Genomic DNA, 12264 nt, shown 5'->3' on the forward strand with positions numbered 1-12264 from the left:
ATTTGGGGTTTTTGGTATATAATTATCCGATTGAGGAAAGCAATAAGTTTGCCAAAAAATATAATTAACTGAAAAACAGTGTTATGTGAAAATATTTATATGCTTTTTAGATTGAAAATGCTTTCAATTTGAAATACTAATTCTGAATTGGAAATTTTTGGTTTTCAAATCTCAATGCATTGATTTGGTTAAAGTTATATGAAATTTTATCTTACTTTTCAAAGAAATGAAAAATAGCTCTAAAAATGGATATATAAGCATTCTAAAAAACAAAGCACAGCCTTCTTTTGAAAAGCTGTGCAAGAGCGGTCTTGGTTGGGTTTTTGGTATTTGATCCGCTAGGATTTTTGTTTTTTATTAAACCGATGTTCTGCTATATGGTGTAGAAATTTTAGTTTATTCTTCATCCTGCTTTTTTCGCACATGGTATATTTTCTTTCCTGTATAAAATGCTCCCAGAATTAACAGGATTTCCAAACCGCCTCCAATTGGTGCGTTTTCAGCCCCTTGATTACCGCCGAGTCCATGGCCGCTGTTCATCCCACCATTGGGTGGAGGTGGAGGGGGAGGTGTCTGTCCGTTTACAGAAATAAATACGGATGAACATAACAGGAAGGAAACTATAAATAAGAACTTTTTCATAACAGCAGGTTTTATTCGATCGTAATGGAAGTGGTACTTGTCTTGTTTATTGGATTATTGTATAACAATTTTAACGGAGGTAACCTTACCGGACGAAATAATCCGGACAATGTAAACCCCTGGAGCAGCATTTAGTTCAATCTTGGTAAGTTCATCCTGTTTGCTTTCTTTAAAGGATACTACCTGGCCTGAAATATTGATGATTTCTGTTGAAAATTCATTTTTTACCCCATTATTCAGGATGTAAACAGTTTTACCGGATGAATAAACATTGAAATTGCTTGCTTCCAAAGAATTTATCCCTGTTGAAGCTTCAAATATCAACCTGAACCTTTCTGTATTCTGACCGGCTCCTCCTTTGAAACTATAGGATGGATTCATCCTGAGATCAATAAGGGAACCAGTAGATAAATCTTCAAGATATACTTTATTGGTAAGATCAAAATCGCTGATATTGGAGGCGTTGATCACATAATCCACACCTGATTCAGTTTTTGTCCCCAATTGAACTATTGTATTTCTGGACAGGTCGGTGTAACGATCAATTGAATAATAAGTGCCATCCTTAACAGTATATATCTCAGGGGCTTCTGTATAGAAACTCCAGAATTTACTGCTTCCTCCACCGGTAAATGAAGGATTGAATTCAACCACCATTTCATCATGGTAGGAATTACTTGGTGTACTCAATTCCAACCGGAGCACACTGTTTTCAGTCTCTTCGTTTTTTAACCAGGTTTGCGAAGAATGGGTGCGCAGATCATTATTTAATGCCAGGTTCCCATCAGAAGCAGCCTGCACAAAGAAAGCCTGCTGCGGAGCAATAAACCGGCTTACACCTAAAGTACCGGAGTTGTCAGCACCAGCTGAATTAAATACTCCATAGTTCCCGTCTGTATCGTTCCAAATCCAGTAATCAAATCCACCGGAATTGTTAACAAGCGCATTCCTACCGGTTCCCCAGTTTGAACTCTTCCAATCGATGGAAGAAGCGTACGGATTTCCAACCAGGTTAAAACTGTTTTCTCCTGTAAGGATGGCTTTATTAATGTTTCCTTGGTTAAGGTTACCAGTAAATGTGTGTGTTGTCGGAGAACTGGTTGCAGGATTCCAGCCTGTGTTATAGGCTACTAAATATCCTCTTCCTGTTACCAGTTCAGGTGTTGCTGATCCAAATCCTGCAAAACTGCCTGTTTGATCCATCGCGCCATCATTATAATCTCCATTCTCTTTCCTGAGATTAACCCAGTACAGGGAATTGCTGGTATTGGCATTTGGGTTCCAGTAATAGAAGTCCCAGTTCCAGGTAGATCCAAAGTTCAGGCCTGCACCCGGATCAGGGGCAAATGATGGCCAAATCGATTGAGAAGCTACTGGTGAAGAAAGGAAATGCCATTTCCAGTCATTAGGAATAAAACGTTCAACTGTTGCAGGAATACTTGCGGTATTGTGAATTAAAGAACCGGTTCCTGTTGCATCTGATTGAATAATCAGTCCGCTGGCACCTGTTTCATTGCTAAGTGTACCGTTCACACTGAGACTTGCATCTGCGTTTATTGTTAATACTGCACCATTCTTAAGAGTTAGATGGTTACATTCAGTGCCGGAAGCGGTAACTGTTGGGAAATTACTTACACCGGTTCCTGGGATTCCAATATTGGCTGATGAACCAGGTATTGAACCCGTTCTCCAATTTGATGCGTTTTGCCAATCAGTATTGCTTGCACCTGTCCACCTGGTAATTGTCGTAACCACTTGTGCAGGACCTTCTTCAGCCGACTCGTCAGCGGGGTCAACATAAACGGCTTTGATAGTATAATCATAGGTTCCAGGCACAAGGTCACTGTCAGTGTAAGTGAAACCACTAACATTGGCAATCTCACTGCCATTTCTGAAAATCTTGTATGTAGTGAAGGAAGAAGGTGCATCATTATCACCTGTCGCAACTATAGTGGAACCGGTTGGCATAACCTTTACCGGTTGAACTAAACCTGTTTCTTCGAAATTAAAACTAAAAGGAATAGAGCCATCAACAGGCCCACCTGTAATGCTGAGGTCATCAAGCATGAAACAGAAGGCATCATTGGATACACAGTTGATTCCGATGTATATCTCTTGTCCTACGTAAGAAGCCAGGTCAAAGGTATATTCAGTCCATGTGATGGGTGCTTCCAGATAAGTACCAGTGGATACGATAGTAAAATCAGTTGCAGAGGTACCAGTAGTTGAAATTCCAACCTTGAACCTTTCCAAACCATATGTATTAGTAATAGATTTTGCCCAAAACTTAAGCTGTTCTCCACTGGCGATTTTTACCTTAGGAGTGATAATCCAGTCGTTATTCGGAGCTGAAGCTGTAACTGTTGCAAAACAGGCAGCATATTTTTGTCCTGAATGAGCAGCCCATGTAGATGGTAATACCGGAGTAGTTAGTGTCGGATTAAATGCGATAAATGAACCTGTATACCCTGCGTTAGTAAAGGTTACATCCTGAATAGCATATGTGGCTCCTCCATCACCATCAATAAATGTGTATCCTCCAAAACTCAGGTCAAAATTATCATAAGGTTCAAAGGTTTCATTGGTAGCAGGTGATATCCAATTCAAATTAACATCAGAAAATCCTGAAACTTCTGCATTTAATTGACGGGGTGCTTTATATGGATTCTCATATATTGAAACATAATCTGTTTTTGTAGTACTTATACTACCGTTTACGGTCAGACTGATCGTTTTAAGGCCAGATGTTGAATATGTTACATTGTGCGGACCTTGGGTATTAGCAGTTGCAGGTGTTGCACCGGTTCCAAAATTCCAGTTCCATGAAGTAATAGTTGTTCCTCCTGAAGCATCAGTAAAAGTTATTGTCTGGCCTGCAGCAGCTGAAGTACTTGATGCTGAAAAATCAGCAAAGGGAGGACTGGTTTCAACGACAACATCATCCAGAAAAATATTATTTCCATATCCACTCACCGACTGGAGAATCACATATTTACCACTACCAGCTGAGTTGGTTCCCAGGTTAAAGGAATATTCATACCAACCTGCTGTTGCAACAACTGGGGCAAGGGAAATAGATCTGTTAACCGTACCAAGTGTAGTTGCTCCTGTCACACTGGCTGAAGTATTGAAAAGCACATTAACCAGGTCTGCATCTGTTAAATAAGCATTATCTCTATAGATCCAAAATTTTACTCTATATCCGTTATCAGGAAGGTTTAATTCAGGAGTGATCAGAGTTCCTGTGGTTCCGGCTGTCAGAGTGTAGCTATTGAATCGTACCATTCCTGCCCCTGAATGAGGAGTGCAGGTAGGATTTGTTCCGGACGTTTGTCTCGAATAATTCGTTTGTGCCCAACAATTAGGAGGGAATGTAGTTGCATCGAAACTCTCTGAAAGAGGAAATGATGAAATAGGACTGCAGGTCCAGCTGACGATAATCCTGCCTGCAGCTCCGTTACCTCCTGAATGGTCGGTGTTGTCAGTGAGATAAGCCCCGCTGCCACCGCCACCATAGGTAGAACCATTGCTGCCATTATTTTCCGTAGTCTTTCCACTCCCACCATTACCACCTCCGGATGCTGTTCCTGTTCCTGCTGTGGTACCAGATGCATTTCCTCCAGCGCCAGTAGTTCCGGCGCCACCACCACCACCACCGCTAAGTGATGAGGTTCCATTGGCTCCATTACCTCCGGCATAAACCAAATCACCAATACTGCTTGAAGCTGATCCGATCCCGCCATTCACAGTGCCACCACTTGGAGCAGCTCCTCCAGCTCCACCTTGAGCATAAACAGTTCCAACTGTTCCAAACCAAGAGGGATTTCCTTGAGCACCAGCACCGGTTGTGCCAGTTTTAGTTCCTCCAACCGTAACTGTATAGGTTATACCAGGTGTGACAGAGATTACTTTCTTTGCATATGCGCCACCTGCTCCTCCACCTCCTCCTTTAACATTAGTTGAAGTACTGCCTCCACCAGATCCACCACCTCCCCAACACTCTACTGTAATACTATAAATATTGGATGGAACTGTAAATGTTGAAGTACTGGTAAATGTTTGACTTTGTCCAATTAAAGAGGTAGGGAGTGACACAGTCAGAATGAAAACTGCCAGACTAACCATTAATAATAGTAGCCTCTGATGTTGCTTAATATGGCTAAATAACGGAAAACGAATCAGCGAAAGGGATTGCTCTTTCGGTGCAGACTTTAATAAGGTAGATTTATTCATGAGTTCGGATATTAGAACTCAGATAATCAAAAGTAATTCAGCGCTTCTAGTACTTTAAGGTAATAAAACATCTTTACAAGAAGAGATTCAAATGATAAAAAATGTTTCAACTTCCTGTTTGGAGTAATTCAATAAACAATGCGTCTTTTCAAGTAAATAGGAGCTGTGGATTAGGTTTGAAATCTGGGTTTTTGGCTTTTGGGTTTACAGTCAATTCATTAAATTGGTTAAAAACTGGATCTGCTTTAACAAATATTCGTCATATCCAGCATCTTCCGGATGTATTAAAACCAATTCATCCAAGTCGAATGGATCAGTTTTTTTACAAAAGTGGTTTTACAATAATTTTGCCAAAACTATTAATGACCTGTAAATGAGGAATATAGAAATTGTTGTTTGGTGCTTGTCCTAAGCAATCGTTTCATTTTGGCAATTTATTATTCAGTATTGGAACAAAATCTTATATCGAAAGCAACTTTTGCATATTACCTTTTTATCAATATCATGATAAATGTGAACTGTTTAATAAACTAATCCTATGAACTACTTACGATACTCACTGTCTCTTTTTGTAACCATCTTGTTCTCAGTTCTTTTAACTGCTCAGCCCTCTAAATCTACCTGGCTCACTACCAACATTGGGCTGAATTCCGACTGGATACTTAATCAAAATGCATATGGCAACCAGGAAATGGATTATGGTGTTAAATTAGGACTGAATGCGAATCTTGGTCTGAATTATTACATGAATACAGAGTATGGTTTCAGCACTGGCGTGGGGATCAGTAACCTGGGTCAGAATTACCAGGGTGACCAGGGCGGGGCAAAAGCAACCCGGAAAGTAAACCTGAATTACATTCAGGTTCCTGTTTTTGCTATGAAACAACTTTGTGATCCTCAGCACCCTTGCTGGCTCACATTTGGTCCGCAATTGATGTTCCTTACTACCGGGAAGCAGAATTTCACACGTGAAGAAGGTTCTGCCCTTCCTAATCCTGAATATCTACCTGAAGGAAAAATTGATGTTACAAAATGGTATAAACCTTTTGACCTGATGTTAAACCTTGGGTTTACCAATTTGTATTATGTCCGCACAAATGATAAGATGAGAATGATGCTTTCATTCAATGCTGCCATCAGTGTGTTGGATATTAATGCTAAAGCCTATCAGATCCCTAATCTAAGGGATGAATACAGCGCTTCCAGGAATTTCTACATCGGGGCTCAGTTCGGATTGATGTTCAAGCCCTGATCCTTGAGAACAAAAAAAGGGTAAGAAACAGTCTGGATAGTATTCATCTGCCGAAGGCAACCTGAATTCTCGGGAATTATTATACCTTATTATTAAAGGTCACCTTTTAGAATGCCTAATCGATGGTTACCACTGGCCATGGTTGGGCATTTTTCCATGCACCGCGGGTGAAATCCGGAACAGCCTGGGAGGATCCATTCCCCAACACCGACTTTTCACTAAGTTCTATCACACACGACCAGGCAGCAGCATCATATACATCCTGATCGAGCGGGAGCCCATTTCTCAGGCAATAAATCAGTCGGTAATCCATAATGAAATCCATCCCGCCATGACCTCCAACCTGTTTCGCCTTCTCACCAATCTGCTGTGCTAAAGGATGCTCCCATTTCTTCATGAGTTGCTCAAAATCTTCTTTCTTTAAATTTGAGTGAGCCGCAGGTTCAAGGGCAATGGATTCATCCGGATATTTTACGGCCATGCCTTCAGTTCCACTGATAAGATGGATACGCGAATAAGGCCGTGGACTGGTAGTATCATGCTGTATCTGAATAGTTTTTCCATTCACCGTATGTAGAATGGTGGTATTCATATCTCCTAATTTGTAGTCCTGAATAGCATCCGGTGAATCTTTCCCGAATTTCTTAATCGCATATTGAGTCATTCCTCTTTGAGAAGTAGAATTAGAGGTGAGAAAATCAAAGCGATCTCCACGATTGATCCCCATTATCTGGGCTACCGGACCTAATCCATGAGTCGGATAGAGATTGCCAGTATGGAATTTACTGTATTCCAGCCTCCACCGTTTGTAATAGCCACCTTCTTCGGGAGAAGCAAATTTCAGCCATCGAAGATCATGGTTATAAGCCCCTTCACCATAGTAAATATCTCCAAAAACACCATTCCGGGCCATATTCAGCGTAGCCATCTCAAAGAAGTCATAACAGCAGTTTTCCAGCATCATGCAGTGGCGCTGAGTTTCTTCAGCGGTATCCACCAGTTCCCAGCATTCCTTTACTGTTAGGGCAGCAGGGACTTCAATAGCTGCATGCTTCCCTTGTTTCATCGCATATACAGCAATGGGAGTATGCAAATGCCATGGAGTACAGGTGTAAATCAGGTCAATATCATCTCTTTCACAAATCTTTTTCCAGTCATCCTCTTCAAGATATTCTGTTGCTTCTGGTTTGCCGGCATTTTTGAGTTGAAGAACCGCATCCTTCATATTGGCTGGTACCCGGTCGCTTAATGCTTTGATTTCGACTCCTTCAATCTGGATCAACCTCCTGACAGCTTCACTGCCACGCATGCCCAGGCCAATCAGCCCGATCCTGACAGTAGTAAGGGGAGCGCATCGCAATCCCATCACTGATTTTCCTTTGGCAGGAGATACTAACCCTTGTTGAGATTCCTCATTCGGAGTGTTCTCTTCCTGAATTCCTGCCATGACTCCGCTAATCGGAGCAAGTCCCAAAGCAGCTGCTCCCAGCGCTGCTTTACGTAGAAAATTACGCCTGCTGTTGTTATCGTTTTTCATCGTTACTTATACATTGATTAACAAAAATAGGAAGATAGAATTAAGCTACAACTTTTTCATGTGAATTCACGTTGTAAGCATACAAAGATTCTTGCGTACCTTCGCTACTCAAACATATAGTTAAGTATGAAATATCATTTTCTCCTTGTAATATTCTTTTTCATTGCTTCATTGCCGGTTTTTGCACAGTCGACCGGAAATGCCAAGGCTGACCGGCTTTTTGAGAAAGCTGAGCAATCCTATGGCCGGCGTGATTATACCCAGGCCATTCGCTTGATTGATGAGGTATTGCAAGAAGATGCCAATTACCTGAATGCTTTTCTGTTGAAAGGTGATATCTATTATGACCTCAAACAGCCTGAACTGGCTATTGTAGCTTATACCAAAGCATTGTCGATTGATTCAACCTCTTTCCCGGGGATCTATTATATCCTTGCTAATCTTCATTTTGAACAGGAAAAGTTCGATGAAGCTAAAAGAAATTATGTGCTATACCTTAGCTTTCATCCAAAAGGGCAGACTGAAATTCAGAAAGCAGAAAAAAACATTATACTATGTGATTTCAGAAGTGAATTGATAAAGCATCCTGTCCCTTTTAACCCGGTAAACCTCGGTCCCCAGGTAAATTCTGACGGTTATGAATATATTAATTCAGTCTCCCTGGATGAAGAACTGATGCTTTTTACCCGAAGAGGAGTTGCGCAAAGTGATCACGAAAGTTTCTTCCGGTCCTCTAAAGAATACGGAAAATGGAGACTGGCGCTTGAAATGGAACCTCCTGTCAATAGTCCGGGAAACCAGGGAGCTCTTTGCCTTTCCCCGGATGGAATGCTATTGTTTATGACATGCTGCAGCCGACGCGACTCTTATGGATCCTGCGACCTTTATGTTTCAAGACGGAGGGGGATGGAATGGAGCGAGCCCCTGAACCTGGGGGATGTCGTAAATTCTACAGCCTGGGATTCACAACCCTGTCTTTCAGCCGATGGGAGAAAACTTTACTTTGTCAGCACCAGGAGAGGAGGATTGGGAGGATCTGATATCTGGATGAGTCAGATCGATGGATCAGGTGAGTGGGGTTTGCCTGTTAATTTGGGAGATACAATTAATACTGCTGCCAATGAAATGGCGCCCTATATTCACCAGGACGGAAGAACACTCTATTTTTCCTCTGCCGGCCATTTGGGAATGGGTGGGGCAGATCTTTTTATGTCACGGTTAAGTGCGAAAGGTACATGGTCAAAACCATTAAATCTGGGATACCCTGTCAATACCAGGAATGATGAAATAAACCTGGTCATCAATGCCGGAGGGGATGCTGCTTATATTTCATCCGCAAAGTCAGGAGGTATGGGTAATACAGATATCTATAGGTTTGAGCTGCCTGCTGAAGTCAGACCCGCCAGGATTTCCTATGTGAAAGGGAAGGTTTATGATGTGAATGATAAGCACCCATTAGCTGCTTCCCTTGAACTGATCGACATGGAATCAGGAAAAATTGTGGTCAGTTCGATCTCTGATGGCCTGGATGGAAGTTTCCTGATGAGTCTGCCTGTTGACAAGGATTATGCTTTAAATGTTTCATGTAAAGGATACCTGTTTTATTCCCTGAATTTCAGCATTTCAGATGGTCGTGATATTCATAATCCTTTACAATTGGACATTCCTATGCATCCATTGGTAGTAGGGGAGAAGGTGATTCTCAGGAATATATTTTTTGATACAGATAAATTCGTGTTAAAATCTGAATCTACTGCAGAATTAGATAAACTACTCGAGTTCCTGAAACGCAATGCAGCTATGAAAATAGAAATTGGAGGGCATACCGATAATGTGGGTACTGATGCACACAACACAGAGCTTTCTCAAAAGCGTGCAGATGCTGTTTACCAATACCTTATTTCAAAAGGAATTGAAAAGGACAGACTGTCAGCAAAGGGCTATGGTAAATCGATGCCGGTTGATTCCAATGAAACACCAGCAGGCAGAGCCAACAACCGTCGAACTGAGTTCAAGGTCGTATCTAAATGAGTGCCCCGAAGGGGAGCCTTTGGTGCTGAGTGCTGAGTGCCGGGTGCTGAGTGCTGGGTGCTGGGTGCCGGGTGCTATGTGCCGGGTGCCGGAGTGCCATGTGGTCCGGGGCGGAGCCGGAGTGCCGGAGTGCCGGAGTGCCAGGTCCATGGGGGGCCCGGAGTGCCGATGTGCAATGACACAAATAAATTCGTAAATCAGCGTGATGTGCAGTCCGCCAGGCCGGCGGGATCCATGCTGCCGGCAGGCGGGCGTGCCATTTGCCGTGCCAGGTAACGGGGGCCGGAGGCCGGAGTGCCTGAGTTCAATGTGGATTTTGGATTTTGGTCCGCCAGCCGGCGGATGGATTTTGAAATTTGCTTTTGCATTTTTGCATTTTGCATTTTGCATTTTGCATTTTTCATTTTCTTCACTCCCCGAATTTAAAGATCTCCCCACTCAGAGTCAAAGGCTCCCCTACGGGGCACACAGCACTCAGCACTCAGCACCCAGCACTGTTATTTTGCCACGAAGTAAGATGTACCAGATATTTTCATACCTTCGCAGGCTCAAATTTCGATTCATTTGTATATGATAAACATCACATTACCTGATAATTCTGTCAGGCAATACCCCGAAGGAACCACTGCAATGCAGGTGGCACAAAGTATTAGTGAAGGCCTGGCGCGTAATGTACTGGCTGCCAAAGTAAATGGAAAAGTATGGGATGCATTGCGCCCTATATCAAACGATGTTAGCCTGCAATTACTTACCTGGAACGACGTTGAAGGAAAAGCAACCATGTGGCATTCTTCTGCTCACCTGATGGCTGAAGCTATTGAGATACTGTACCCGGGTGTGAAGTTTGGGATTGGGCCGGATATTGAGAATGGATTTTATTATGACATGGATTTCGGTGATCGTACAATTACACCTGAAGATCTTCTTGCCATTGAAGCAAAAATGCTTGAACTGGCCAGGCTAAAGCAAACCTATCAGCGTCGTGATGTTTCTAAAGCTGATGCACTTGAATTTTTCACAAAAAAGAATGATGAATATAAACTGGAGTTAATTGCTGATTTGCCCGATGGAGAAATCTCATTTTATGAATCCGGTTCTTTCACAGATCTTTGCCGTGGCCCGCATCTTCCGGATACCAGCCCTATTAAGGCCGTTAAATTATTGAATATTGCAGGTGCTTACTGGAGAGGGGATGAGAAACGTAAACAGCTTACCAGGGTATATGGAATTACTTTTCCTAAGCAAAAAGAACTCGAAGAATATCTCATTTTACTTGAAGAAGCTAAGAAACGCGACCATAGGAAATTAGGTAAGGAACTGGAATTATTCACTTTCTCGCAGAAAGTGGGCTCAGGTTTGCCTTTATGGTTGCCAAAAGGGGCGCAACTTCGTGAACGTCTCGAACAGTTCCTGAAGAATATTCAGCGCAAGGCTGGCTATCTGCCGGTTATTACTCCTCATATCGGTAACGTAGAATTATATAAGACTTCAGGCCATTTCCAGAAATATGGGAAAGACTCTTTCCAGCCTATAAATACCCCAATTGAAGGGGAACAATTCATGCTTAAACCTATGAATTGCCCTCATCATTGCGAAATATATAACAGTAAACCAAGATCTTACAAGGACTTACCTGTTCGTTTTGCGGAATTTGGTACAGTGTATCGTTATGAACAAAGCGGTGAGTTGCATGGTTTGACAAGGGTTCGTGGGTTTACCCAGGATGATGCGCATCTCTTCTGTCGCCCTGACCAGCTTAAAGATGAGTTTAAGTCAGTGATTGATATTGTACTTCAGATTTTCAAACTACTTGATTTTAAGAACTATACAGCCCAGGTTTCTTTAAGGGATCCTGAAAATAAAGAAAAGTATATCGGTAGTGAAGAGAATTGGGTAAAGGCTGAGGCTGCCATTATTGAAGCTGCTGCTGAAAAAGGACTCCAGACTGTTGTTGAAATCGGCGAAGCCGCATTTTATGGTCCAAAACTTGACTTCATGGTGAAAGATGCCCTTGGCCGTAAATGGCAGCTAGGGACGATCCAGGTCGACTATAATCTTCCGGAACGATTTGAACTGGAATATACAGGAAGTGATAACCAAAAACATCGTCCGGTGATGATTCACAGGGCTCCATTTGGTTCAATGGAACGTTTTGTGGCTGTTCTTCTCGAGCATACTGCAGGTAATTTTCCCCTTTGGCTCACCCCGGAACAGGCGATAATCTTACCAATTAGTGAGAAATATCTGGATTATGCAAAAAAAGTTGCAGATATCCTTTCAAATTCCGAAATTCGCGCCCTCATTGATGAACGCAATGAGAAGACCGGCAAGAAGATACGGGATGCCGAATTAATGAAGATTCCGTTTATGCTGATTGTCGGGGAGAAGGAAGAATTGAGTGATTCGGTATCAGTTCGTAAGCATGGCCAGGGCGATCTGGGGACTTTTTCCACCATCGATTTTATCAATATGGTGAAGGAAGAAATCAGGCAGCAACTGGATTAATCTATTGTAACCAACAGATGGCAATGGCCTCAAGGTAATAAAAGTAGTTTTAACAAACAGAAAG

The 12264-nt window shown here is 42.3% G+C and carries 7 protein-coding genes; 3 read left to right on the plus strand and 4 right to left on the minus strand.

The features are described 5' to 3' along the window. Nucleotides 1–396 precede the first annotated feature (396 nt). The gene (locus IPH84_06850; GenBank protein MBK7172940.1) at nt 397–642 is read right to left on the minus strand and encodes a hypothetical protein; all 246 of its coding nucleotides are present in this window, start codon (nt 640–642) and stop codon (nt 397–399) included. 54 nt (nt 643–696) lie between these two features. After that, nucleotides 697–4875, minus strand: coding sequence for a choice-of-anchor J domain-containing protein (locus IPH84_06855; protein ID MBK7172941.1), 4179 nt, complete (start codon nt 4873–4875; stop codon nt 697–699). A 538-nt stretch (nt 4876–5413) separates the two neighbouring features. Here IPH84_06855 and IPH84_06860 point away from each other — a divergent pair. Continuing rightward, entirely contained in the window at nt 5414–6127 is a 714-nt protein-coding gene (locus tag IPH84_06860; GenBank protein MBK7172942.1) for a PorT family protein, read from the plus strand. A 115-nt stretch (nt 6128–6242) separates the two neighbouring features. Here IPH84_06860 and IPH84_06865 read toward each other — a convergent pair whose 3' ends face one another. After that, nucleotides 6243–7664, minus strand: a complete 1422-nt coding sequence (locus IPH84_06865) for a Gfo/Idh/MocA family oxidoreductase (protein ID MBK7172943.1) — start codon at nt 7662–7664, stop codon at nt 6243–6245. Between the two features lie 126 nt (nt 7665–7790). Here IPH84_06865 and IPH84_06870 point away from each other — a divergent pair, with 126 nt between their 5' ends. After that, nucleotides 7791–9695: an OmpA family protein gene (locus IPH84_06870; protein MBK7172944.1), complete on the plus strand. Its 1905-nt coding sequence runs from the start codon at nt 7791–7793 to the stop codon at nt 9693–9695. Nucleotides 9696–9892: 197 nt separating this feature from the next. Here the strand turns inward: IPH84_06870 and IPH84_06875 are convergent, their stop codons facing one another. Then, a complete protein-coding gene (locus IPH84_06875) occupies nt 9893–10099 on the minus strand; it encodes a hypothetical protein (protein MBK7172945.1) in 207 nt (68 codons plus the stop codon). Nucleotides 10100–10265: 166 nt separating this feature from the next. Between IPH84_06875 and thrS the strand changes: the two genes are divergently transcribed. Beyond that, nucleotides 10266–12200 carry a threonine--tRNA ligase gene (thrS, locus tag IPH84_06880; protein ID MBK7172946.1) on the plus strand — a complete coding sequence of 645 codons (1935 nt, stop codon included), beginning with the start codon at nt 10266–10268 and terminating at the stop codon, nt 12198–12200. The last annotated feature ends 64 nt before the right edge of the window (nt 12201–12264 follow it).

The sequence above is a fragment of the Bacteroidales bacterium genome, from assembly GCA_016707785.1.
GTDB lineage: Bacteria > Bacteroidota > Bacteroidia > Bacteroidales > UBA4417 > UBA4417.

What these genes read in the sequence shown, in the direction of transcription:
- IPH84_06850 (MBK7172940.1), bottom strand. Translation starts at nt 642, where the DNA reads ATGAAAAAGTTCTTATTTATAGTTTCCTTCCTGTTATGTTCATCCGTA.
- IPH84_06855 (MBK7172941.1), bottom strand. Translation starts at nt 4,875, where the DNA reads ATGAATAAATCTACCTTATTAAAGTCTGCACCGAAAGAGCAATCCCTT.
- IPH84_06860 (MBK7172942.1), top strand. Translation starts at nt 5,414, where the DNA reads ATGAACTACTTACGATACTCACTGTCTCTTTTTGTAACCATCTTGTTC.
- IPH84_06865 (MBK7172943.1), bottom strand. Translation starts at nt 7,664, where the DNA reads ATGAAAAACGATAACAACAGCAGGCGTAATTTTCTACGTAAAGCAGCG.
- IPH84_06870 (MBK7172944.1), top strand. Translation starts at nt 7,791, where the DNA reads ATGAAATATCATTTTCTCCTTGTAATATTCTTTTTCATTGCTTCATTG.
- IPH84_06875 (MBK7172945.1), bottom strand. Translation starts at nt 10,099, where the DNA reads ATGAAAAATGCAAAATGCAAAATGCAAAATGCAAAAATGCAAAAGCAA.
- thrS (MBK7172946.1), top strand. Translation starts at nt 10,266, where the DNA reads ATGATAAACATCACATTACCTGATAATTCTGTCAGGCAATACCCCGAA.